Below are 24,454 nucleotides of genomic sequence, written 5' to 3'. Positions count from 1 at the left end.
GCACTCAATAAGCGTGCCGGCTTGCCCGTCGAGGCGGCTTCACAGTCGGTAAAATCCATGTAAACAACTGATGTTTCTTCAGTTTTATTCTGAACAACTTCCTGCCCAAGATAACTTGCCGGTTCACTCAGGCCGAATGCCGGGCAAGTTGTCCATCGGGTCAGGACTCAATCTGGTGCACGCAAACTTTTTTCAAACTTTCGTATGGGCCACAGGCCTCCTTCAAGCGGCTGATTTCACATAGAAAATCTTGCTCATATTTCGATCCTGTCAAGTGCGTCAAAATGGTGAAAGGCTGCACCATTTTGCGGATTTACGAATTAAAACTTTATATTTCAATAACTTAATATCGATATATGCTTATAAAAAATAATCTTGCCGATTGATTGAACACCAGCTAGTTTTTATTCCTGACACCGCTGACAGGAATAAAAATTCCGCAGCATGCTTATTACCAGAACACTAGAACCGGCATAAGCCGGTCATGCCTGCGAGGAACTCGGAATGTCTCTGTTGATCCGTGGCGCCACCCTTATTACCCATGATGAAAGTTATAAAGCCGATGTGTTGTGCGCCGACGGCGTGATCAAGGCCATCGGCCAGAATCTGGACAACAATCTGGATAACCCTGCAGGCTGCGAAGTGCTCGATGGCAGTGGCCAATACCTGATGCCCGGCGGCATCGACCCCCACACCCATATGCAACTGCCCTTCATGGGCACCGTGGCCAGCGAAGACTTCTTCAGCGGCACCGCGGCGGGCCTGGCGGGCGGCACCACCTCGATCATCGACTTCGTGATTCCCAACCCGCAGCAATCCCTACTGGAGGCCTTTCACCAGTGGCGCGGCTGGGCCGAGAAGTCCGCATCGGACTACGGCTTCCACGTCGCCATCACCTGGTGGAGCGAGCAGGTGCGCGAGGAAATGGCCGAGCTGGTGAGCCATCACGGGGTCAACAGCTTCAAGCATTTCATGGCCTACAAGAACGCGATCATGGCCGCCGACGACACCCTGGTGGCGAGCTTCGAGCGCTGCCTGGAACTCGGCGCCGTGCCGACCGTGCACGCGGAGAACGGCGAGCTGGTCTACCACCTGCAACGCAAGTTGCTGGCCCAGGGCATCACCGGGCCGGAAGCCCACCCGCTGTCGCGCCCTTCCCAGGTCGAAGGCGAAGCCGCCAGCCGGGCGATCCGCATTGCCGAAACCCTCGGCACGCCGCTGTACCTGGTGCACGTCTCGACCAAAGAGGCGCTGGACGAAATCACCTACGCCCGCGGCAAGGGCCAGTCGGTGTACGGCGAAGTGCTGGCCGGGCACCTGCTGCTGGACGACAGCGTGTACCGCCACCCGGACTGGCAGACCGCCGCCGGCTACGTAATGAGCCCGCCCTTCCGCCCTCATGGGCATCAGGACGCGCTGTGGCACGGCCTGCAATCGGGCAACCTGCACACCACCGCCACCGACCACTGCTGCTTCTGCGCCGAGCAGAAAGCCGCCGGCCGCGACGACTTCAGCAAGATCCCCAACGGCACCGCCGGCATCGAAGACCGCATGGCCGTGCTCTGGGACGAGGGGGTGAACAGCGGGCGCCTGTCGATGCAGGACTTCGTCGCGTTGACCTCCACCAACGCGGCGAAGATCTTCAACCTCTACCCACGCAAGGGCGCGATCCGCGTCGGCGCCGATGCCGACCTGGTGCTCTGGGACCCGCAAGGCAGCCGCACCATCTCCGCCGCGACCCACCACCAGCAGGTGGACTTCAACATCTTCGAAGGCAAGACCGTGCGCGGCGTGCCCAGCCACACCATCAGCCAGGGCAAGCTGGTCTGGGCCGACGGCGACCTGCGCGCCGAGCGCGGCGCGGGTCGTTATGTCGAGCGCCCGGCCTATCCGGCGGTGTTCGACCTGCTGAGCAAGCGCGCCGAGGCGCACAAGCCCACTGCCGTCAAACGCTGAGCCAAGCACCTAAACCGAATACCTGTAGCCGCTGCCGCAGGCTGCGATCGACAACGCAGTTGTCGCCAAACCAGCGCTCGCGGTTCTCCAGACAGAACGCGGTATCCGCCCTTGCGGCCGCTTCGCAGCCGATCGCAGCCTGCGGCAGCGGCTACAGGACGCGTTGCAGCGAATCCAGCGGGGTGTCCGCCCCGTTCGTGAAAACAATGCCCGTCAGAGGCAATCGACAAAAAAACTGAGGTCAAAACCGTGATCAAGACCCTGAACCACTTGCCCCATCCCCAGGAGGATGGTGCCACCCTCGCCGGCCATTTCAGCGACCTGGCGCCACCGCTCAACGACCGCCAGGCGCATCTGGAAGCCTCGCGCTGCCTGTATTGCTACGACGCGCCGTGCGTCAACGCCTGCCCCAGCGAGATCGACATTCCCTCGTTCATCCGCCATATCCACACCGACAACGTGCAGGGCGCGGCGCAGAAGATTCTCTCGGCCAATATCCTCGGCGGCAGCTGTGCCCGGGTGTGCCCGACGGAGATCCTGTGCCAGCAGGCCTGCGTGCGCAACAACGCCCAGGAATGCGCGCCAGTGCTGATCGGCCTGCTGCAGCGCTACGCGGTGGACAACGCGCACTTCAGCCAGCACCCGTTCCAGCGCGCCGCCGCCACCGGCAAGCGCATCGCCGTGGTCGGCGCCGGGCCGGCGGGGCTATCGTGCGCCCACCGCTGCGCCATGCACGGCCATGAGGTGGTGATTTTCGAGGCCCGGGAAAAAGCCGGCGGCCTCAACGAATACGGAATCGCCAAGTACAAACTGGTGGACGACTTCGCCCAGAAGGAGCTGGATTTCCTGTTGCAGATCGGCGGCATCGAGATCCGCCACGGGCACAAGCTCGGCGACAACCTGAGCCTCACCGAACTGCACCAGCAGTTCGACGCGGTGTTCCTCGGCCTCGGCCTGGCCGCCAGCAAACAGCTGGGCCTGCCCCATGAAGACGCCCCCGGCCTGCTGGCCGCCACCGACTACATCCGTGAATTGCGCCAGGCCGACGACCTCACTCAACTGCCCCTGGCCGACCACTGCATCGTCCTCGGCGCCGGCAACACGGCGATCGACATGGCGGTGCAGATGGCCCGCCTCGGTGCCCACGACGTGAACCTGGTGTACCGCCGCGGCGTCGAGGACATGGGCGCCACCCAACATGAACAGGACATCGCCAAGGCCAATCAGGTGCGCCTGCTGACCTGGGCCGCCCCCGAGGAAGTGCTGCTCGACGCCCAGGGTCGGGTGCGCGGCATGCGCTTCGCCCGTACCCGCCTGGTGGAGGGCCGGCTGCAGACCACCGGGGAAACCTTCGAGCTGGCCGCCGACGCGATCTTCAAGGCCATCGGCCAGGCGTTCGACGGCGCCGCCCTGGGCGACCCGCTGGCCCGCGAACTCAAGCGCGCCGGCGAACGCATCGAGGTCGACGAGCAGCTGCGCACCAGCATCCCCGGGGTGTATGCCGGCGGCGACTGCGTCAGCCTCGGCCAGGACCTCACCGTGCAGGCGGTGCAACACGGCAAGCGGGCCGCCGAAGCCATGCATGCCCAACTCATGCTCAATGTGGAGGCTGCGTAAATGGCCGATCTCTCGATTGTGTTCGCCGGTATCAAGGCCCCCAACCCATTCTGGCTGGCCTCCGCGCCGCCGACCGACAAGGCCTACAACGTGGTCCGCGCCTTCGAGGCCGGCTGGGGCGGCGTGGTCTGGAAAACCCTGGGCGAGGACCCGGCGGCGGTCAACGTGTCGTCACGCTACTCGGCGCACTTCGGCGCCAACCGCGAAGTGCTGGGCATCAACAATATCGAACTGATCACCGACCGCTCCCTGGAGATCAACCTCAAGGAAATCACCCAGGTCAAGAAGGACTGGCCGGACCGCGCGCTGATCGTGTCGCTGATGGTGCCCTGCGTCGAAGAGTCGTGGAAAAACATCCTGCCCCTGGTGGAAGCCACCGGCGCCGACGGCATCGAGCTGAACTTCGGCTGCCCCCACGGCATGCCGGAACGCGGCATGGGCGCGGCGGTCGGCCAGGTGCCGGAGTACGTGGAACAGGTCACCCGCTGGTGCAAGACCTATTGCTCGCTGCCGGTGATCGTCAAGCTGACGCCGAACATCACCGACATCCGCATGGCCGCCCGCGCGGCCCATCGCGGCGGCGCCGACGCGGTGTCGCTGATCAACACCATCAACTCCATCACCAGCGTCGATCTGGAGCGCATGGTGGCCAACCCCATGGTCGGCAGCCAGAGCACCCACGGCGGCTACTGCGGCTCGGCGGTCAAGCCGATCGCGCTGAACATGGTGGCGGAGATCGCCCGCGACCCGCAGACCCAGGGCCTGCCGATCTGCGGTATCGGCGGCATCGGCACCTGGCGCGACGCGGCGGAATTCGTCGCCCTGGGCTGCGGCGCGGTACAGGTGTGCACGGCGGCGATGCTCCATGGTTTCCGCATCGTCGAGGAGATGAAGGACGGCCTGTCGCGGTGGATGGACAGCCAGGGCTACAGCAGCCTGCAGCAGTTTTCCGGCAAGGCCGTGGGCAACACCACCGACTGGAAGTACCTGGATATCAATTACCAGGTGATCGCCAAGATCGACCAGGACGCCTGCATCGGCTGCGGTCGCTGCCATATCGCCTGCGAAGACACCTCGCACCAGGCCATCGCCAGCCTCAGGCAGGCCGACGGCACGCATAAGTACGAGGTGATCGACGCCGAATGCGTGGGCTGCAACCTGTGCCAGATCACCTGCCCGGTGCAGGACTGCATCGAGATGGTGCCCCAGGACACCGGCAAGCCGTTCCTCGACTGGCAGCATGATCCGCGCAATCCGTATCGCGAGGCGGTGTGACTGGATGGTTAGAGGATTCGCCGGATAACGCTCATTGACTGGACTGACGTCATCGCGGGCAAGCCTCGCTCCTACAGAAGAAGACCGTGCGCTTCTGTAGGAGCGAGGCTTGCCCGCGATGGAGGTGAACGATAACGCATACTGTCTGGTGCTCCAGCGATATCGATAGCAATCTCAGGGACGCCTACGGCTCCAACCCAATCCCCCGCAAAATCACGCTGGTCACCGTCTGCACCGCCTTTTCGAACTGCATGTCCGACAGCGGCTGGTGCTCGTTGATGATCATGATCTGGTGGTCGAAGTCGGCGTAGTGCTGGGTCGAGGCCCAGATCATGTACAGCAGGCTCGACGGCTCCACCGGCAGGATGCGTTGGTCTTCGACCCACTGGCGGATCTTCGCTTCCTTCATCTTCGCCCAGTCGTACAGGCTGGCGTCCAGGGCCTCACCCAGGGTCGGCGCGCCGTGGATGATTTCGTTGGCCCAGACTTTCGAGCCATAAGGCCGGCTGCGGGAATGGTTCATCTTGGCGCGGATGTAGCTGCTGAGCACCACCCGCGGGTCGTCGAACATCTCGAAGCACAGGGCGTCCTGCTTCCACAGTTCCAGCAGCTCCAACAGCACCGCGCTGTACAGCTCGCTCTTGGTGCTGAAGTAGTAATGCAGGTTGGAGCGCGGCAATTGCACCTCGGCGGCGATATCGGCCATGGCGGTGCCGCTGAAACCTTTTTCGGCGAATACCTTTTCCGCCGCCAGGAGGATCTTCTCGACGTTGCTGCGACGGATCTCGATCTTGTGATTGCCCATAGGGGCTCCCTGAAAACAGTCTGCTGCAAGACTAGCATTGGCCCTCGTACAAAAACGAAACTTCCTGTACCTGGCTTTCCCCGGCCAAAACGATTGGTTAGGATCCTTCCCGCCTTATTCCCAGGCACCTGAAGTGTTCCGTCCAGGCGTTGATTCGCGACACGGACATGCAGGCAGGACTTTCGCCGCCGAACCCTGAGGGTTTCGGCCATCCTGCAACGCCGCCATGGATCATGCTCATGCACATTCGAAAACGCTGGCCCGCGGACGATCCGCAGCTCGCCGCCCTGTGGGACCGCTCGGTGCGGGCCACCCACGACTTCATTAGCGAAGACGATATCCAACTGCTCTACCCCCTGGTGCGCGACACCTACCTGCCGGCCCTCGAGGTCTGGTTGCTGGTGGATGACGACGGCACCCCGGCCGGCTTTATCGCCAGCGCCGGCGAAAAGGTGGAAATGCTGTTTATCGAACCGGTCCGCCGTGGCCAGGGAGTCGGCCGACAACTGCTGGACCACGTGCGCAGCCGCCATCCTCGGCTCAGTGTCGACGTCAACGAACAGAACCCCCAGGCCCATGGTTTTTATCGGCACTACGGTTTCGAAGACATCGGCCGCTCGGAAACCGACGGCCAGGGCCGGCCGTTCCCGATCATCCATATGCGCCTGAAAACCCCTTGAACGCCACGTCGATGTTTCATCCAGCGACCCTGCCGCGGTCCTTATACTCATAGGCGCAGCGACTACCCGACACTCATTGAACAGGTATTTCCCATGCTGAAAAAACTCCTGACCACCAGCGCCCTGCTGGCCTCTCTCGTCGCCGCTTCCTCGGCCTTCGCCCACGCCCACCTGCAAAGCCAGGTCCCGGCGGCCGACAGCACGGTGAGCGCGCCGAGCGAACTGCGCCTGGTGTTCTCCGAAGGCGTCGAGGCGACCTTCACCAAAGTCAGCCTGAGCAAGGATGGCGCGGCGGTCGCCGTCAAAGCCCTGGCCACCGAAGGCGCGGACAAGAAGACCCTGATCGTGACCCCGGCGGCGCCACTGACGGCGGGCGCCTACAAGGTCGAGTGGCACGCGGTGTCGGTCGATACCCACACGAGCGAAGGCAGCTACAGCTTCAAGGTCGGCCAGTAACCGATGTCGACCCTGTTGGTGCTCTGCCGCTTCGTGCATTTCGCGGCAGTCCTGCTGCTGTTCGGGGCCTGGGTGTTCAGGCCCCTGTTGTTGGGGCGCGAACCCTGTGCCGCACTGGATCGCAACCTGACCCGACTCGGTCGCTGGCTGACCGGGATCGCCCTGGCCACGGGCATCTGCTGGTTGCTGTTGATCACCGCCAGCATGGCCGGCAGCGGCGCCGCGGCCCTCGACCCGGCGACCTTGCGACTGGTGCTGGGCAACACCTTTTTTGGCCAGGTATGGAGCTGGCATCTGCTGCTCAATGGCGCGCTGGTGGTTTTGCTGCTGACTCGCCTGGGTGAGCGGCTGGCGCCACGGCTAATTCTCGCCGCCCTGCTACTGGCCACCCTCGCCCCGGTGGGTCACGGCGCCATGCTCGACGGCCTCGGCGGCCAGTTGCTGATTCTCAACCAGATCGTCCACCTGAGCTGCGTCAGCCTGTGGCTCGGCGGTTTGCTGGTGCTGCTGATGCTTCTGTGGCAGCCGGACGGCCTGCCGCTGGGCCAGCTGTTGCGGCGCTTCAGTGGGGTCGGTTATGGGCTGGTGGCCGGGTTGACCCTCAGTGGGCTGATCAATGTGCGGGTCCTGACCGGCCAGCTGTGGCCGACACCGCTGCTGTCCGGCTTCGCCCTGATCCTGCTGATCAAGGTGCTGCTGGTATGCGGCATGTTCGCCCTGGCCCTGTTCAACCGCCTGCGGATCGAGGACTGCCAGCAACGCTTGGGCACCCTGCGCCGCAGCGTGCTGCTGGAATGGCTGCTGGGGATCGCCGCGGTGGCGGCCGTGTCCCTGCTCGGCACCCTGCCGCCCCTCACCGCCGCCTGAGCGCATCTGTAGGAGCGAGGCTTGCCCGCGATAGGATCTTGAATCTGACGCCAGCTCCGGATCTGTATTGGCCGGGCGGGCCTCATCGCGGGCAAGCCTCGCTCCTACAAGGGGAGCACATCACTCGATGTGCTCATCCCCCTCGCCAGCCGTATCGATACTCACCACCACCGACATCCCCGGGCGCAGGCGCTCGCTTTCTGCCTGGTCGGGGTCGACGGTGATGCGCACCGGGATCCGCTGGGCGATCTTGACGAAGTTGCCGGTGGCGTTATCGGCCTGTAACAAGGCGAACTCCGAACCGGTGGCCGGCGAGATGCGCTGCACATGGCCGTGGAATTTGCGGTGGTTGAGCGCGTCGACGGTGAAGCTCGCGGGCTGGCCGACGCGGATGTTGTCCATCTGGGTTTCCTTCATGTTGGCGATCACCCAGAGCTGGTTCGGCACCAGCGACATCAGCTGCGCACCGGAGTTGACGTAAGCCCCCAGGCGTACGCCGATCTGCCCCAGCTGGCCATCCCGCGGCGCGGTGACCCGGGTGTTGGACAGGTCGATCCGCGCCAGTTGCACAGCCGCCTCGGCATTGGCCACCGCAGCCTCCAGCGAACCGCGATTGACGATCACCGTCTGCAGGTCCTGGCGGGCGATGTCCAGCTGCGCCTGGGCCTGGGCCACCGCGGCGATGGTCTGGGCGTTGGCGGCGCGGGTCACGTCCAGGTCACGCTGGGACACCGAGCCGTCGGCGATCAGTTCCTGGTTGCGCCGCAGGTCGGCGGCGCTCTTGCGCGCCTGGGCCTGGCTGTCGGCCAGCGCCGCCTGGCGCAGCTTGATGGTGGCTTCGGCGCTGTTGCGTTGCTGCACCACGTTGGCCAGGGCCGCCTTCTGCGACGCCAACTGGGCCAGGGACTGGTCCAGGCGCTGCTGGTAGATGCGGTCGTCGAGGCGCACCAGCAGGTCGCCGGCCTTGACGAACTGGAAGTCCTGCACCGGCACCTCGAACACATAACCGCTGAGCTGCGGCCCGATGATCGTCACCTGGCCCCGCATCAGGGCGTTCTCGGTGCTTTCGATGGCGCTGCTGAACGGCGGCAGCTGCCAGGCATAAAGCACGACCAGCACGCCGCTGATGGCGATCGCGGCGAACCCCAGGGACGAGATGATCCGCACCCGCAGCGAACGCGGCTCGGTGATCGGCATCGAGGGCGGCGCGCTGCCTTCCGGCGTCGAGGCAATGGCGTTGGTCGTGGTGATGGTCGGTTCGGTCATGAAGAAATGGCACCGCTGGGTTGGACGGGAGTCGGGGCAGAAGTCGAGGTGGCGGGCGTGACCGCCTTGGTCGTGCTCATCAGCCACAGGCTGCGAATGAAGATCCAGATCATGGTCAGCACGGCGATCACCGCGATCAGCATGAACACATCGTTGTAGGCCAGCACGTTGGCTTCGCGGGTGGCGGCGCTGGCCAGGCTGCGGATGCCTTGCAGCTCGCGTGCCTGCGGGTCGGCGATCATCCTGCCGACCGCCGCCCCGCCGCTCTGCACCCGGCCCAGCACTCGCGGGTCCATCATCACCAGTTGCTCGACGATATGGCTGGAATGGTATTTCTCGCGGACGATCTGGAAGGTCCCCAACAGAGCCGAACCGATCAGCCCGCCGAGGTTCTGGCAGATGCCGAACAGCACCGAGAAGCTCACCAGGTTGCGTGGGTTGGTCAGCACGTTGCGCGTGCCCAGGACCATGGTCGGGCCGAGAAAGAATGTCCCGCCGAAGGCCAGCAGGAACTGGCTGAAATACATGTTGGCCGGGCGCGTGAGGTTACTGGAGAAGCTGTCCATCACCGAACCCACGGCCATCAACGCCAGGGAGATGACCAGCGGCATCAGCAGGTGCGCCGGGTTGATGGTCAGGGCGCTGGTGGCCAGACCCGCGATGCTGCCCAGCAGCATCACCCCATACAGCAGGCGCATCTGCTGGCTGCTCATGTTCAGCGCCTGGAGAAAACCCACGGCGCCGGTGGACTGCTCGGACAGCACCATGCGGATCAGGATCACCGCCAGGGCCAGGCGGATCGCCGCCCCGCTGCCCAGCCAGCGGGTCATCAACATCGGGTTGCTGCGGTTATGTTCGATGGCCAGGCCGGCGAGGATCAGCACGATGGAGCCGGCGCTGGCGTAGCCGATCCACGGCGCCTCCAGCCACCAGTCGATGCGCCCCAGGGACAGCACCGCGCACAGCAGCGCGACGCCGCTGGCGAGGATGGCGAAGGTCAGGAAGTCGAGTTTCTCGAAGGTGCGGAAACGGTCGCCGGGCGGCAGCTTGAGCAGGAACACGCAGCCCAGGGAGGCCAGCGCCAGCCCCAGCTCGAACAGGTACAGGCCGCGCCATTCGGCGATCTGCAACAGGTCTTCGGAAAACAGCCGGGCCAGGGGCAAGGCCAGTTGCGAGGCGCCCAACCCCAGCACCAGGGCCTTCATCCGCCACTTGGCCGGGAAGGCCTGGACCATGTAGTACAGGCCCAGGGAACTCAGGGCCGCGCCGACCATGCCGTGGGCCGCGCGCACGGCGATGGCCGAACTCAGGTCGTTGACGAACAGGTGGCCGAAGGTCACCAGCGCATAGAGCACCAGGAACACCTCGGTAAAGGCACGCAGGCCGAACTGCTGGCGAAACTTCACCAGCAGCAGGTTCATCGACACGTTGGTCATCACATAGGCCGCCGGCAGCCAGGCCATTTCCGCCGTGGTCGCGCCCAGCGCCCCTTGCAGATACTGCAGGTTGGCGACCACCAGGGAGTTGCCGAGGCCGCCGGTGATCGCCACCAGCAAACCGACCAGGGCATAGGCCAGGCGCTTGTGGCTGGGGTGCAGCGGCGTCGAGGGGGAGCCGGGCAAGCTGGGCTTTTCGTGGGGTTGCCAGTTGCGCGGGGCGTAGCTATCCATTCAGTGACCTTGCCATTCGCTGACCTTGTTCCATGTCCGCCCGAGTGGCGGACGATCCAGAGTTGTTCCGGGGTGCCCGGCAGTGTGCCGGAAAACCTTGGGATCCAGGCAAACTGCCGGGCTCGATTGACGAACTTTATGCAAAGCCAATCACGCCGCGGAGGATTTTTTCACCCCACTGCCGGCCGCCGGACGAAATACCCGTGGCGCTGACGCAAATCCGCCACAGGCCCTGCCTATCATTGCCGCTGCCCGCCCCCTAAAATCGGCCGTCACCTGTGCCTCCCGCGGAGCCCTGCAATGCCCCTGTCCTTTCAGAAGCTGCATGCCAACGGCGACGACTTCATGCTGGTCGATGCCCGTGGGCGCGACAACCCGATCACCAGCGAGCTGGCCAGGACCCTGGGCGACCGCCATCGCGGCGTTGGGTTCAATCAACTGGTGGTGCTCAGCCATTGCCCCGAGACGGCGGCGCAACTGACCTTCTGGAATGCCGATGGTTCCAGCCTGAGCACCTGCGGCAGCGCCACCCGGGGCGCGGCCGACCTGCTGATGCGCGAAAGCGGCGAAGACTCGGTGCGGGTGAAAACCGTCCGCGGCATCCAGCACTGCATTCGCCTGGACGATCAGTCGGTGTCGGTGGAGATGGGTGTGCCGCAATTTGCCTGGCAGGAGATTCCGCTGGCGACGGCGCTCGACAGCCTGGCCCTGCCCCTGCCCGGCGAGCCGGCGGCGTGCAGCATGGGCAACCCGCACTGCACCTTTTTTGTCGAGGACCTGCAAGCCATCGATGTGGCGACACTGGGCCCGCAGATCGAGGCGCATCCGCTGTTCCCACAGAAGACCAATGTGCATTTTGTCCAGGTCATCGACCGCCAGACCATTCGCCTGCGCATCTGGGAACGCAACGGCGCCATTCCTCTGGGGTCCGGCTCGTGCTCCTGCGGCGCGGCAGTCAACGGCATACGCCGCGGCCTGCTGGACAGCCCGGTCAAGGTGCTGTGCGACGGCGGGCCGGTCACCGTCAGCTGGGACGGTCAGGGCAAGGTGCGGCTGGCCGGTGGAGTGGAGCGGGTGTTCAGCGGGACGTTCTGAGTCTGGGAGGGCCCTATCGCGGGCAAGCCTCGCTCCTACAGAAGCACGCATATCTTCTGTAGGAGCGAGGCTTGCCCGCGATAGCGTGAGTCCGGGCAACCTCATGCTCGATTGGTAAATTTTCTTTAAAGGTGAACTGGTTTCGAGGGGATGTTTCAGGAAAAAACCTGATGCCAGCCTATGGGCACTTTTTCCTCGAGGAGTGCCACCATGTCCCCCCACAAAAACTCGCGCTGGCTCAAGCGCCTGCTCGCCCTCAGCCTGCTGGCGCCGGCCCTGGCATTCGCCCAGGAGCGCCCTTGGCCGGACGGCTCGCAATTGGTGCTGTCGTTTTCCATGCAGTTCGAGACCGGTGGCCAGCCGGAGGGCGCCGAAAGCCCGTTTTCCGCAAGCCCGCTGCCCAAGGGCTACCCCGACCTGCCGGCCAACACCTGGTTCGACTACGGCCACAAGGAAGGCCTGTGGCGCCTGCTCGACCTCTGGGACCGCACCGGCATCAAGGTCACTTCCCATGTGGTCGGTGAAGCCGCGCTGAAACACCCGGAGCTGGTCAAGGCCATCGCCGAGCGCGGCCACGAGGTGGCAGCCCACGGCATGCGTTGGGCCGACTCTTACAACATGAGCTACGCCCAGGAAAAACAGTTCATCGACGATGGCGTGGACGCGGTGCAAAAGCTCACCGGCCAGCGCTCGGTCGGCTACAACGCCAACTGGCTGCGGCGCAGCCCCAACACCCTGAAGGTGTTGCAGGAGCTGAATTTCACCTACCACATCGATGACGTCAGCCGTGACGAACCTTTTGTCACCCTGGTGCGCGGCAAGAAATTCGCCGTGGTGCCCTACACCCTGCGCAACAACGACATCGTGCTGATCGAGGGCCGGCACTTCTCCGCCGAGCAGTTCTATCAGCAGTTGGTGCTGGAGTTCGATCGCCTGTACGCCGAAGGCGCGAGCCGGCGGCGGATGATGTCGGTGAGCTTGCACGACCGTATCGGCGGCACGCCGGCGATGGTCGAGGCGGTGGAGCGTTTTATCCGCTACGCCCAGTCCCATCCGAAGGTCAGCTTTATGCGCAAGGACCGGATCGCGCAGATCGTGCTGACGGAGAACAACCCGCTGATCGATAACAGCGAGGCGGTGTACAACGACTGAGGCTTTGCCGCCGGGTGAGAGGCCGACCGCGTGGAGCGGGTGTTCAGCGGGCCGGTCTGAGATTGGCAGCGTTTGGGAGGGCCCTATCGCGGGCAAGCCTCGCTCCTACAGAAGCGTGCGACCTTCTTCTGTAGGAGCGAGGCTTGCCCGCGATGAGGCAGGTCCTGCCCTGCACGCCCTCAATGAAGCTCAACTCCCCAGCGTCAACCCATTGGCCGGCAACGGCAGCGCGGTCTTGTAGCGCACCTGCTTGAGGGCGAAGCTGGAACGGATATTGGCCACGCCGGGCACCTTGGTCAGGAAGTCCATCATGAAGCGCTCCAGGGCCTGGATGGTCGGCACCAGCACGCGAATCAGGTAGTCCGGGTCGCCGGCCATCAGGTAGCACTCCATGACTTCCGGGCGGTCGGCGATCGCCTCCTCGAAATGCTGCAGCGCCTCTTCCACCTGTTTCTCCAGGCTGACGTGAATGAACACGTTGACGTGCAGCCCCAGCAGGTCGGCATCCAGCAGGGTCACCTGCTCGCGGATCAGCCCCAACTCCTCCATGGCGCGCACGCGGTTGAAGCACGGGGTGGGCGAAAGATTCACCGAACGGGCGAGGTCGGCGTTGGTGATGCGGGCATTCTCCTGGAGGCTGTTGAGAATGCCGATGTCGGTACGGTCCAGTTTGCGCATGAGACAAATCAACCTGTTTTTTATGTTTATGCAGTTTTTTTATCTGCAAATCATCTTTAGCGCAACGAAACAGAGATAAATATTCTCCTTGGCCCGGCCTATGATTGTTGTAGGACAAGATTTCTTTTACCCAAAGAATGACTGTCAGCTAAGCGCGCCCACTACAAGAAATTCACAAGATCGAGCGTAGACAAGCCATGACCCAAGCGTACGAACCGCTGCGCCTGCACGTGCCCGAACCCTCAGGCCGTCCCGGTTGCAAAACCGACTTCTCCTACCTGCGTCTGACCGACGCTGGCACGGTGCGCAAACCCCCAATCGATGTAGAACCCGCTGACACCGCCGACCTGGCCCGTGGCCTGATTCGCGTGCTCGACGACCAGGGCAATGCCCTGGGCGAATGGGCCGAAGAGGTACCCAGCGAGGTGCTGCGCCAGGGCATGCGCACCATGCTCAAGACGCGGATCTTCGACAACCGCATGGTGGTCGCCCAGCGCCAGAAGAAGATGTCGTTCTACATGCAGAGCCTCGGCGAGGAAGCCATCGGCAGCGCCCAGGCCCTGGCGTTGAACATCGACGACATGTGCTTCCCCACCTACCGCCAGCAAAGCATCCTGATGGCCCGCGACGTGCCGCTGGTGGACATGATCTGCCAGCTGTTGTCCAACGAGCGCGATCCGCTCAAGGGGCGCCAGTTGCCGATCATGTACTCGGTGAAAGAAGCCGGCTTCTTCACCATCTCCGGCAACCTGGCCACCCAGTTCGTGCAAGGCGTGGGCTGGGGCATGGCCTCGGCGATCAAGGGCGATACCAAGATCGCCTCGGCCTGGATCGGCGACGGCGCCACCGCCGAGTCGGACTTCCACACTGCCCTGACCTTCGCCCACGTGTACCGCGCGCCGGTGATCCTCAACGTGGTCAACAACCAGTGGGCGATCTCCACCTTCCAGGCCATCGCCGGCGGTGAAGCCACCACTTTCGCCGGTCGCGGCGTCGGTTGCGGCATCGCCTCGCTGCGGGTGGACGGCAACGATTTCATCGCGGTCTACGCCGCGTCCCGCTGGGCCGCCGAACGCGCCCGGCGCAACCTCGGCCCGACCCTGATCGAATGGGTCACCTACCGCGCCGGCCCGCACTCCACCTCCGACGATCCGTCCAAGTATCGCCCGGCCGACGACTGGAGCCACTTCCCCCTCGGCGACCCGATCGCCCGCCTCAAGCAGCACCTGATCAAGATCGGCCAGTGGTCCGAAGAGGAACACGCCGCGGTCAGCGCCGAACTGGAAGCCGAAGTCATCGCCGCGCAGAAACAGGCCGAGCAGTACGGCACCCTCGCCGGCGGGCAGATCCCCAGCGCCGCGACCATGTTCGAGGACGTGTACAAGGAAATGCCCGAGCACCTCAAGCGCCAACGCCAGCAACTGGGAATCTGACATGAACGACCACAACAACAATATCCAGTTGGAAGCCGCCATGACCACGACCACCATGACCATGATCCAGGCCCTGCGCTCGGCCATGGATGTGATGCTAGAGCGTGACGACAACGTGGTGGTGTTCGGCCAGGACGTCGGTTATTTCGGCGGCGTGTTCCGTTGCACCGAAGGCCTGCAGACCAAGTACGGCACCTCGCGGGTGTTCGATGCGCCGATCTCGGAAAGCGGCATCGTCGGCGTCGCCGTCGGCATGGGCGCCTACGGCCTGCGCCCGGTGGCGGAAATCCAGTTCGCCGACTACGTCTACCCGGCCTCGGACCAGATCATTTCCGAAGCGGCGCGCCTGCGTTATCGCTCCGCCGGCCAGTTCACCGCGCCCATGACCCTGCGCATGCCCTGCGGCGGCGGCATCTACGGCGGCCAGACCCACAGCCAGAGCATCGAGGCGATGTTCACCCAGGTCTGCGGCCTGCGCACCGTGATGCCGTCCAACCCCTACGACGCCAAGGGCCTGCTGATCGCCTCCATCGAAAACGATGACCCGGTGATCTTCCTCGAGCCCAAGCGCCTGTACAACGGCCCGTTCGACGGCCACCACGACCGCCCGGTAACCCCCTGGTCGAAACACCCTTCGGCCCAGGTGCCGGACGGCTACTACAAGGTGCCGCTGGACGTCGCCGCCATCACCCGGCCGGGCAAGGACGTCACCGTGCTGACCTACGGCACCACGGTGTATGTCTCGCAAGTGGCCGCCGAGGAAACCGGGATCGACGCCGAGGTCATCGACCTGCGCAGCCTGTGGCCACTGGACCTGGAGACCATCGTCAAGTCGGTGAAAAAGACCGGCCGCTGCGTAGTGGTCCACGAGGCCACCCGCACCTGCGGCTTCGGCGCCGAGCTGGTGTCGCTGGTGCAAGAACACTGTTTCCACCACCTGGAAGCGCCTATCGAGCGCGTGACCGGTTGGGACACCCCTTACCCGCACGCGCAGGAGTGGGCGTATTTCCCTGGCCCGTCCCGAGTGGGCGCGGCTTTGCAACGGGTCATGGAGGTCTGAATGGGCACGCACGTTATCAAGATGCCGGACATCGGCGAAGGCATCGCGGAAGTAGAACTGGCGCAGTGGCACGTCAAGGTCGGCGACCTGGTGGTCGAGGACCAGGTGCTGGCCGACGTCATGACCGACAAGGCCATGGTGGATATCCCCTCCCCGGTGCACGGCAAGGTCATCGCCCTGGGCGGCCAGCCCGGCGAAGTGATGGCGGTGGGCAGTATATTGATCAGCATCGAGGTCGAAGGCGCCGGCAACCTCAAGGCGTCCGATCAGTTGGTCAAGGAACCTGCCCCTATTAAAGAAGCAGCACCGGTGGTGGCGCCCAAGGTCGAAACCGCGCCAGTGGTGGAAAGCAAACCCGTCGCCGCGTGCCGCCCCGCGCCACAAGCGCCGGTAGCCCGCGACGCCGACGAGCGCCCGCTGGCCTCCCCGGCCGTGCGCAAGCATGCGCTGGACCTGGGCATCCAGCTGCGCCTGGTGCAGGGCAGCGGCCCCGCCGGACGCATCCTCCACGAAGACCTGGACGCCTACCTGGCCCAGGGCACCCAGAACGCACGCAGCGGCTCGGCGCCGTCCGGTTATGCCCAGCGTCACGACGAGGAGCAGATCCCGGTGATCGGCATGCGCCGCAAGATCGCCCAGCGCATGCAGGAAGCCACCCAGCGCGCCGCCCACTTCAGTTATGTCGAGGAAATCGACGTCACCGCCGTGGAAGAACTGCGCGCGCACCTCAATGAAAAACACGGCGCCACCCGCGGCAAGCTGACCCTGCTGCCGTTCCTGGTGCGGGCCCTGGTCGTGGCCCTGCGCGACTTCCCGCAGATCAACGCGCGTTACGACGACGAAGCCCAGGTCATCACCCGCCATGGCGCGGTGCATGTCGGGGTGGCCACGCAAAGCGACGTCGGCCTGATGGTGCCGGTGGTCAAGCACGCCGAAGCCCGCAGCCTGTGGGACAGCGCCGCGGAAATCTCGCGCCTGGCTACAGCCGCGCGCACGGGCAAGGCGGCCCGCGACGAACTGTCCGGCTCGACCATCACCCTGACCAGCCTCGGCGCCCTGGGCGGCATCGTCAGCACGCCGGTGCTGAACCTGCCGGAAGTGGCGATCGTCGGGGTGAACAAGATCGTCGAACGGCCGATGGTGATCAAAGGCCAGATCGTGGTCCGCAAGATGATGAACCTCTCCAGCTCCTTCGATCACCGGGTGGTCGACGGCATGGACGCGGCGCTCTTCATCCAGGCCATTCGCGGCCTGCTCGAACAACCCGCCAGCCTCTTTGTTGAATAGGCATTTCTGGAGCAAGGCATGCAACAGTCTCTGAACACTACATTGCTGATCATTGGCGGTGGCCCTGGCGGTTATGTGGCGGCAATCCGCGCCGGCCAGCTGGGCATCTCGACCATCCTGGTGGAAGGCCAGGCCCTGGGCGGCACCTGCCTGAACATCGGCTGCATCCCGTCCAAGGCGCTGATCCATGTCGCCGAACAATTCCAGCAGACCCGCCATCACAGCCAGGGCTCGGCCCTGGGCATCAATGTCTCGGCGCCGACCCTGGACATCGGCAAGAGCGTGGAATGGAAAGACGGCATCGTCGATCGCCTGACCACTGGCGTCGCTGCCCTGTTGAGAAAGCACAAGGTCCAGGTGATCCATGGCTGGGCCAGGGTCATCGACGGCAAGACCGTGGAAATCGAAGGCGCCGACACCCGCATCCAGTGCGAGCACCTGCTGCTGGCCAGCGGTTCGAAAAGCGTCAACCTGCCGATGCTGCCGATTGGCGGACCGATCATCTCCTCCACCGAAGCCCTGGCGCCCAAGGCCCTGCCCAAGCGCCTGATCGTGGTCGGTGGTGGCTATATCGGCCTGGAGCTGGGCATCGCCTACCGCAAGCTCGGCGCCGAAGTCAGCGTGGTCGAGGCCCAGGAGCGTATCCTGCCGGCCTATGACGCCGAGCTGACCCAGCCGGTGCTCGAATCGGTGAAACAACTGGGGATCAAGCTCTACCTCAAGCACAGCGTCGAAGGCTTCGATGCCGCGACCCACAGCCTGCAGGTGCGTGACCCGAACGGCGACAGCCTGCAGCTGGAAACCGACCAGGTGCTGGTGGCGGTCGGGCGCAAGCCGAACACCCAGGGCTGGAACCTCGAAGCGCTGAACCTGGACATGAACGGCTCGGCCATCCGCATCGACCAGCGTTGCCAGACCAGCATGCGCAATGTCTGGGCCATCGGCGACCTCGCCGGCGAACCGATGCTCGCGCACCGGGCCATGGCCCAGGGCGAGATGGTCGCCGAGCTGATCGCCGGCCAGCACCGGGAATTCAACCCCACGGCCATTGCCGCGGTGTGCTTCACCGACCCGGAACTGGTGGTGGTCGGCAAGACCCCGGACGAGGCCAAGGCCGCCGGCCTGGATTGCATCGTCTCGAGCTTCCCGTTCGCCGCCAACGGCCGCGCCATGACCCTGGAATCGAAAAGTGGTTTCGTGCGAGTGGTGGCACGCCGTGACAATCACCTGATTGTCGGCTGGCAGGCGGTGGGCGTCGGCGTGTCCGAGCTGTCCACGGCCTTCGGCCAGTCCCTGGAAATGGGTGCGCGCCTGGAAGATATCGCCGGCACCATCCACGCCCACCCGACCCTGGGCGAGGCGGTGCAGGAAGCGGCATTGCGCGCCCTGGGCCACGCCTTGCATCTGTAAACACCGGGTCTGTAGGAGCGAGGCTTGCCCGCGATAGGGCCAGTGAGCACGGCAGGGATATCGAGCCGTCTGTGCCGGCGCCATCGCGAGCAAGCTTCGCTCCTACAGAAACAGCTCGCCGCAGCCTTTGGGGCTCGATCCACAGGACGACAGGAGGGTTCATGAGCAGGCTAAGTTTTTTTGCTCCCCCTCCCATCGCCCGGGATGCGGTGCCCCCCCGGAATGCAGTATTGTTGTGCCCATCCAAAAAACGTCAGAAGCCTTGAGCCGTTGCGACGGTTGTTAAGCGATAGAGGGTGTCATGGGTAACGAAAGCATCAATTGGGACAAGCTGGGTTTTGACTACATCAAGACAGACAAGCGCTATCTGTCGCACTGGCGTAACGGCGAGTGGGACAAAGGCACCCTGACCGAAGATAACGTGCTGCACATCAGCGAAGGCTCCACCGCCCTTCACTATGGCCAGCAGTGCTTCGAAGGCCTGAAGGCCTACCGCTGCAAGGACGGTTCGATCAACCTGTTCCGCCCGGACCAGAACGCCGCCCGCATGCAGCGCAGCTGCGCGCGCCTGCTGATGCCGCAGGTGTCCACCGAGCAATTTGTTGCCGCCTGTCAGGAAGTGGTTCGCGCCAACGAGCGCTTCATCCCGCCTTACGGCACCGGCGGCGCGCTGTACCTGCGCCCATTCGTGATCGGCGTGGGTGACAACATCGGCGTACGCACCGCCCCCGAGTTCATCTTCTCGATCTTCGCCATTCCGGTCGGCGCCTACTTCAAGGGCGGCCTGACCCCGCACAACTTCCTGATCTCCAGCTACGACCGCGCGGCGCCACAAGGCACCGGCGCGGCCAAGGTCGGTGGCAACTACGCCGCCAGCCTGATGCCAGGTTCCGAAGCCAAGAAGAAGCACTTCGCCGACTGCATCTACCTGGACCCTTTGACCCACTCGAAGATCGAGGAAGTCGGTTCGGCCAACTTCTTCGGCATCACCCATGACGACAAATTCGTCACGCCGAAGTCGCCATCGGTGCTGCCAGGCATCACCCGCCTGTCGCTGATCGAACTGGCCAAGACCCGCCTGGGCCTGGAAGTGATCGAAGGCGACGTGCTGATCGACAAGCTGTCGGACTTCAAGGAAGCCGGCGCCTGCGGTACCGCCGCGGTGATCACGCCGATCGGCGGCATCGAGTACCAGGACAAGCTGCACGTGTTCTACAGCGAAAAAGAAGTCGGCCCGATCACCCAGAAGCTCTACAAAGAGCTGACCGGCGTACAGACCGGCGACGTCGAAGCGCCAGCGGGCTGGATCGTCAAGGTCTGACCTGACCCCCGCCCCTATAAAAAAGCCCGCCTTTCACCTCGGTGATCGGCGGGCTTTTTCATGCTGGCCACACGGCTCTGAAAACCTGTGCCCCTAGCCGAGAGCCGCCACTTCCGGCGGCAGCAAAATCGCGCTCGCCTTGTCCTTGCCGTGATACTTGTCGATCAGGGAAAACAGGATGGCCGCCGTGCGGATATCCACGATCCCGCTGATATTCCCCTGGTTGAATCGCATCTGGAAGGCTTCCACCACCCTTTCCGGTTGTTGGTCCAGGTAGCCATAACCATAGGTTTGCAGCGCCTTCGCGACCTGGACCATGCTCGGCGGCGCCACGCTGAAGCGAGCCAGGTAGTCGTCGATGGTGCGCTCGTCGGGCCAGGCGCCAATGCCGGCTTCGGCAAGCCGTTTCCAGGGAAAGAACGGCCCCGGATCGATCTTGCGCCCGGGGGCGATATCCGAGTGCCCGACGATGTCCGTCGGCTGTATGTCGTACTTCCTGACCAGGTCCCGGGTCAGGCTGATCAGCAGTTCTATCTGCTGCTCGTTGTAGGGCTCGCCCAGCAACTGGCCGGTGTCCTGGTCCCAGCCAGCGTTGACGATCTCGATCCCGAGCGAGGTGTCGTTCAGGTTGCTGCGGTTCTTCCACTGGCTCACTCCCGCATGCCAGGAGCGGTCGTGGTCGTCGACCAACTGGTCGGCCACCAGCAGGCCCTTGTGGGTCTTCGGCCGGTCGGGAATCAGGTAGTTGGCGCTGACCAGCTCCGATCGCGTCAGCGTTTCGAAGGATTTCTCCTGATCGAGCGCGGTGTAGTGCAGGACCAGGAAACGGATCCGGTGATTCTTCGCCACCGCCCTTTCGCCTTTCGAAAGGACGTAGCCCTCTTTCTCTGTGAGTGTTGCCTCGGAGGTGTCTTGGTTGCTGCTGGTACAACCGGTCATCGCCAGCAAAAGGCTTAAGACCGTGGTGTATTTCTTCATGACTTGCCCTTGAACATTGCTTTCCTTTCCCGCGCCTGCCTGCTGCTTTGCGGGCCTGTGGGACGGCGAATGCTAGGGACCGGGATAAAAGGCTGTCTTTAGGAAAAGTCTGAAAGACACTGAGAAAAGCGCAGGGGCCACTCGGCTCCCTGGCTCAAGAGGTGGGCATGCCGGGGCCGGCATGCCCGATGGTGCGTGCGAGAAAGGCCGCGGCTACTGGTGCTGGACCTGGAACATCGAGTTCACCTGAACCCGCGCCAGCATGTGCTCGGCGCCACCGCCGCGACGCATGCCGCGCACCGGGCAGGCGTCGAGGTAGTCGAGGCCGACCGCCAGCTTCAGGTGTCGCTCGGGCCGCGCCAGGCGGTTGGTCACGTCGAAGCTGTACCAGCCGTCGTCGATCCAGGCCTCCGCCCAGGCATGGCTGGCCAGGTGGCTTTCGTCTTCGGTGCACAGGTAGCCGGAGACATAACGCGCGGGAATCCCCAGGCCACGGGCGCAGGCCAGGAACGCATGGGTGTGGTCCTGGCAGACCCCGACCCGGCCGGCAAAAGCCTCGGCCGCGGTGGTGTCCACCGTGGTCGCGCCCGGGCTGTAGACCATGTGCGCGGCCAGGGCATGCATCAACTCGATCAGCGCCGCGCGGTCACGCCGGGTGCCGCAGTGCTGCGCGGCGAAGGCGCTGAGGGCGGTGTCGGCCTTGGTCAGCGGGCTGCTGCGCAGGAACGGCAGCGGCGACTGGCTATCGTGTTCCACCTCCCGGGCCTGGTCGATTTCCACCTGGCCATAGGCGCTCAGGACCAGGGCGCCATGGGGCTCGTCCATGGTCAGCACGTGCAGGATATTGCCGTAGGGGTCGAGCTGGCTGCGCACCAGGCGCGGCAGTTCCAGATGCCATTCGAGGATCTGCTGGCGCTCGCTGTTCTGCGGTGTCAGGCGCAGGAACTGGATGCTGGTGCAAACTTCGTCGGCGTAGCTGTAGGTGGTGTCGTGGCGTATGGAAAGTTTCATACAACCTCCAGATAGGATTCGTGGACGGTCTGCCCCAGGTGACGGATCTGCGCGATGAAATCGCTCAGCCACAGGTGCAGCCCCGACGCGAGGATTTCGTCGATCCCGGTATAGCGCAGGCGCGCGTTCAGCTCGGCGGCCAGGCGCTGGGCCGGACGGCCGTTGTTGCCCGGCAGGCTGGCGAGGATCTGGTCCAGCTCCTCGACGCAGGCGTGCAGCGAACGCGGCACATCGGCACGCAACAGCAGCATCTCGGACACCTGCTCGGCCCCCGGCGCGTTGCGGTAGATCTCGTTGAACGCCTCGAATGAGGACAGGGCACGGAGCAAGGCGCTCCACTGGTAGTAGCCACGGGCCGAGTTGTCGCTGACCTCCTCCGATTCCTCGCCGAACATTTCGTAGCGCGCGTCCAGCAGGCGCAGGGTGTTGTCGGCCCGCTCGATAAAGGTGCCCAGGCGAATGAAGCAATAGGCATCGTTGCGCATGATGGTGCCGGAGGTCGCGCCACGGAACAGGTGCGAACGCTCCTTGACCCATTCGCAGAAATGGCTGATGCCGTAGCGTCCCAGGCCGCTCTTGGCGATGTTGCGCATCTCCAGCCAGGTGGCGTTGATGTTTTCCCACATGTCGGCGGTGATGCGCCCGCGCACCGCGTGGGCGTTGGTCCGCGCCGCCCGCAGGCAGCAATAGATGCTGCCGGGGTTGGTTTCGTCGAGGGCGAAGAAGTGCAGCATGCGTTCGGTATTCAGCTCGCCGTAACGCTGGTTGTAATCGTCCAGGGTGCCGGCGGCCAGCAGCGACATCGCCAGCTCGGCATGGCCGTCGCTACGCCCCGCCTGGGGCATCAGCGACAGCGAGTAACTGACTTCGAGCATGCGCGCCAGGTTCTCGGCGCGCTCCAGGTAACGGGACATCCAGTAGAGGTCTGCAGCGGTTCTTGAAAGCATCGGTCAATCCTCCACGACCCAGGTGTCTTTGGTGCCGCCGCCCTGCGACGAGTTCACCACCAGCGAGCCTTCGCGCAACGCCACGCGAGTCAGGCCGCCCGGCACCAGGCGGGTTTCGCTGCCCGACAGCACGAACGGGCGCAGGTCGATATGCCGCGGCGCGATGCCGTTCTCGACAAAGGTCGGGCAGGTCGACAGGCACAGGGTGGGTTGGGCGATATAGGCTTCCGGGCGGGCCTTGAGCCGGGCGCGGAAGTCTTCGATCTCCGCCGCGGTAGCGGCCGGGCCCACCAGCATGCCGTAGCCGCCGGAGCCCTGGGTTTCCTTGACCACCAGGTCCGGCAGGTTGGCCAGTACATGGGACAGCTCTTCAGGCTTGCGGCATTGCCAGGTCGGCACGTTCTTCAGGATCGGTTCCTCGCTCAGGTAGAAGCGGATCATTTCGTCGACATAGGGGTAGATCGACTTGTCGTCCGCCACCCCGGTGCCCACCGCGTTGGCCAGCACCACGTTGCCGGAACGGTAGGCGGCGATCAGCCCGGGCACGCCGAGCATGGAATCGGGGTTGAACGACAAGGGGTCGAGGAAGGCGTCGTCGAGGCGACGGTAGATCACATCCACCGCCTGGGCGCCGGAGGTGGTGCGCATGAACACGCGGTCGTCGCGCACGAACAGGTCGGCGCCTTCCACCAGTTCCACGCCCATCTCCCGGGCCAGGAACGCATGCTCGAAATAGGCGCTGTTGAAACGCCCCGGGGTCAGCACCACCACCGTCGGGTTGTCCAGCGGGCTGGAGCTTTTCAGGGTATCGAGCAGCAGGTTCGGGTAGTGGTCGATGGGCGCCACCCGTTGCGCGGCGAAGAGTTCGGGGAACAGGCGCATCATCATCTTGCGGTCTTCGAGCATGTAGCTCACGCCGCTGGGGGTGCGCAGGTTGTCTTCCAGCACGTAGTAGCTGCCGTCGCCGTCACGCACCAGGTCGACGCCGGAGATGTGCGAATAGATATTGCGATGCAGGTCCAGGCCGCGCATCGCCACCTGGTAACCCTCGTTGGCCAGCACCTGCTCGGCCGGGATGATGCCCTCCTTGAGAATGCGTTGCCCGTGGTAGATATCGGCCAGGAACAGGTTCAGTGCCTGGACCCGCTGGATGCAGCCGCGCTCGACGTTCCGCCATTCGCTGGCCTTGATGCTGCGCGGGATGATGTCGAAGGGAATCAGCCGTTCAGTGCCTTGCTCGTCACCGTACAACGTGAAGGTGATGCCAGCGCGGTGGAACAGCAGGTCGGCTTCGCGCCGACGCTGGTCCAGCAGCTCCACTGGGGTGTCCGCCAGCCAGCGGGCGAACTCCTGGTAATGTGGGCGGCAGCCACCACTGGCATCATACATTTCGTTAAAAAAAGCACGGGACATACCCCAACTCCTCGCCGTGGTTTAAACGGCTTTTTATTTAAACTCTCTGTTTCAATAAATCGGGCCTTACGCTGAGC

21 protein-coding genes are annotated in these 24,454 nt (G+C 64.2%); 13 read left to right on the top strand and 8 right to left on the bottom strand.

Features of this window, described 5'->3' with window-relative positions; genetic code table 11:
• Positions 1-504: 504 nt before the first annotated feature.
• From hydA to preA, 3 genes are all read left to right on the top strand, one after another.
• Positions 505-1,956 carry a dihydropyrimidinase gene (gene hydA / locus C4K38_RS12335; RefSeq protein WP_053278575.1) on the top strand — a complete coding sequence of 484 codons (1,452 nt, stop codon included), beginning with the start codon at positions 505-507 and terminating at the stop codon, positions 1,954-1,956.
• A gap of 249 nt (positions 1,957-2,205) precedes the next feature.
• The gene (locus C4K38_RS12325) at positions 2,206-3,573 is read left to right on the top strand and encodes an NAD(P)-dependent oxidoreductase (protein ID WP_053278574.1); all 1,368 of its coding nucleotides are present in this window, start codon (positions 2,206-2,208) and stop codon (positions 3,571-3,573) included.
• On the top strand, positions 3,574-4,848 hold the full coding sequence (gene preA / locus C4K38_RS12320) for an NAD-dependent dihydropyrimidine dehydrogenase subunit PreA (RefSeq protein WP_053278573.1): 1,275 nt from the start codon (positions 3,574-3,576) through the stop codon (positions 4,846-4,848). It abuts the gene before it with no gap.
• Positions 4,849-5,032: 184 nt separating this feature from the next.
• Here preA and C4K38_RS12315 read toward each other — a convergent pair whose 3' ends face one another.
• On the bottom strand, positions 5,033-5,653 hold the full coding sequence (locus tag C4K38_RS12315) for a TetR/AcrR family transcriptional regulator (RefSeq protein WP_007922198.1): 621 nt from the start codon (positions 5,651-5,653) through the stop codon (positions 5,033-5,035).
• A 239-nt stretch (positions 5,654-5,892) separates the two neighbouring features.
• On the opposite strand from C4K38_RS12315, the gene C4K38_RS12310 reads away from it, so the two are divergent.
• From C4K38_RS12310 to copD, 3 genes are all read left to right on the top strand, one after another.
• On the top strand, positions 5,893-6,333 hold the full coding sequence (locus C4K38_RS12310; protein ID WP_053278572.1) for an acetyltransferase: 441 nt from the start codon (positions 5,893-5,895) through the stop codon (positions 6,331-6,333).
• A gap of 93 nt (positions 6,334-6,426) precedes the next feature.
• On the top strand, positions 6,427-6,789 hold the full coding sequence (gene copC / locus C4K38_RS12305) for a copper homeostasis periplasmic binding protein CopC (RefSeq protein WP_053278571.1): 363 nt from the start codon (positions 6,427-6,429) through the stop codon (positions 6,787-6,789).
• Positions 6,790-6,792: 3 nt separating this feature from the next.
• Positions 6,793-7,656 (top strand): copper homeostasis membrane protein CopD, encoded by an 864-nt coding sequence (copD, locus tag C4K38_RS12300; RefSeq protein ID WP_053278570.1) that lies wholly within the window; start codon positions 6,793-6,795, stop codon positions 7,654-7,656.
• Positions 7,657-7,776: 120 nt separating this feature from the next.
• Here copD and C4K38_RS12295 read toward each other — a convergent pair whose 3' ends face one another.
• Both C4K38_RS12295 and C4K38_RS12290 read right to left on the bottom strand, forming a co-directional pair.
• Complete coding sequence (locus tag C4K38_RS12295; protein ID WP_053278569.1) at positions 7,777-8,922, bottom strand: HlyD family secretion protein; 1,146 nt, start codon at positions 8,920-8,922, stop codon at positions 7,777-7,779.
• The gene (locus C4K38_RS12290; protein ID WP_053278568.1) at positions 8,919-10,592 is read right to left on the bottom strand and encodes an MFS transporter; all 1,674 of its coding nucleotides are present in this window, start codon (positions 10,590-10,592) and stop codon (positions 8,919-8,921) included. Before C4K38_RS12290 ends, C4K38_RS12295 begins: the two co-directional genes overlap by 4 nt.
• A gap of 300 nt (positions 10,593-10,892) precedes the next feature.
• On the opposite strand from C4K38_RS12290, the gene dapF reads away from it, so the two are divergent.
• The gene (dapF, locus tag C4K38_RS12285; RefSeq protein ID WP_053278567.1) at positions 10,893-11,687 is read left to right on the top strand and encodes a diaminopimelate epimerase; all 795 of its coding nucleotides are present in this window, start codon (positions 10,893-10,895) and stop codon (positions 11,685-11,687) included.
• Positions 11,688-11,897: 210 nt separating this feature from the next.
• A complete protein-coding gene (locus tag C4K38_RS12280) occupies positions 11,898-12,839 on the top strand; it encodes a polysaccharide deacetylase family protein (RefSeq protein ID WP_053278566.1) in 942 nt (313 codons plus the stop codon).
• Between the two features lie 189 nt (positions 12,840-13,028).
• Here C4K38_RS12280 and bkdR read toward each other — a convergent pair whose 3' ends face one another.
• Entirely contained in the window at positions 13,029-13,517 is a 489-nt protein-coding gene (gene bkdR, locus C4K38_RS12275; protein ID WP_007923098.1) for a Bkd operon transcriptional regulator BkdR, read from the bottom strand.
• Positions 13,518-13,714: 197 nt separating this feature from the next.
• Here bkdR and C4K38_RS12270 point away from each other — a divergent pair, with 197 nt between their 5' ends.
• The 5 genes from C4K38_RS12270 to C4K38_RS12250 all read left to right on the top strand — a co-directional run bounded on the left by C4K38_RS12270 (position 13,715) and on the right by C4K38_RS12250 (position 20,028).
• Positions 13,715-14,950, top strand: a complete 1,236-nt coding sequence (locus C4K38_RS12270) for a 3-methyl-2-oxobutanoate dehydrogenase (2-methylpropanoyl-transferring) subunit alpha (RefSeq protein WP_053278565.1) — start codon at positions 13,715-13,717, stop codon at positions 14,948-14,950.
• Position 14,951: 1 nt separating this feature from the next.
• On the top strand, positions 14,952-16,010 hold the full coding sequence (locus C4K38_RS12265; RefSeq protein WP_053278564.1) for an alpha-ketoacid dehydrogenase subunit beta: 1,059 nt from the start codon (positions 14,952-14,954) through the stop codon (positions 16,008-16,010).
• Positions 16,011-17,297, top strand: coding sequence for a dihydrolipoamide acetyltransferase family protein (locus C4K38_RS12260; RefSeq protein WP_053278563.1), 1,287 nt, complete (start codon positions 16,011-16,013; stop codon positions 17,295-17,297).
• Positions 17,298-17,315: 18 nt separating this feature from the next.
• Positions 17,316-18,707 carry a dihydrolipoyl dehydrogenase gene (lpdA, locus tag C4K38_RS12255; protein ID WP_053278562.1) on the top strand — a complete coding sequence of 464 codons (1,392 nt, stop codon included), beginning with the start codon at positions 17,316-17,318 and terminating at the stop codon, positions 18,705-18,707.
• A gap of 301 nt (positions 18,708-19,008) precedes the next feature.
• Positions 19,009-20,028, top strand: coding sequence for a branched-chain amino acid aminotransferase (locus tag C4K38_RS12250; RefSeq protein ID WP_053278561.1), 1,020 nt, complete (start codon positions 19,009-19,011; stop codon positions 20,026-20,028).
• Between the two features lie 93 nt (positions 20,029-20,121).
• Here the strand turns inward: C4K38_RS12250 and C4K38_RS12245 are convergent, their stop codons facing one another.
• The 4 genes from C4K38_RS12245 to C4K38_RS12230 form a co-directional block, all read right to left on the bottom strand.
• Positions 20,122-20,877, bottom strand: a complete 756-nt coding sequence (locus C4K38_RS12245) for an N-acetylmuramoyl-L-alanine amidase (RefSeq protein ID WP_231998552.1) — start codon at positions 20,875-20,877, stop codon at positions 20,122-20,124.
• Positions 20,878-21,219: 342 nt separating this feature from the next.
• Complete coding sequence (locus C4K38_RS12240) at positions 21,220-22,017, bottom strand: transglutaminase family protein (protein WP_053278559.1); 798 nt, start codon at positions 22,015-22,017, stop codon at positions 21,220-21,222.
• On the bottom strand, positions 22,014-22,964 hold the full coding sequence (locus C4K38_RS12235; protein ID WP_007925069.1) for an alpha-E domain-containing protein: 951 nt from the start codon (positions 22,962-22,964) through the stop codon (positions 22,014-22,016). Before C4K38_RS12235 ends, C4K38_RS12240 begins: the two co-directional genes overlap by 4 nt.
• 3 nt (positions 22,965-22,967) lie before the next feature.
• Positions 22,968-24,377 carry a circularly permuted type 2 ATP-grasp protein gene (locus tag C4K38_RS12230; protein WP_007925060.1) on the bottom strand — a complete coding sequence of 470 codons (1,410 nt, stop codon included), beginning with the start codon at positions 24,375-24,377 and terminating at the stop codon, positions 22,968-22,970.
• Between the last annotated feature and the right edge of the window lie 77 nt (positions 24,378-24,454).

Source organism: Pseudomonas chlororaphis subsp. piscium (genome assembly GCF_003850345.1).
Lineage (GTDB): Bacteria > Pseudomonadota > Gammaproteobacteria > Pseudomonadales > Pseudomonadaceae > Aquipseudomonas > Aquipseudomonas piscium.
This window is presented reverse-complemented; position numbering and strand designations above follow the sequence as displayed.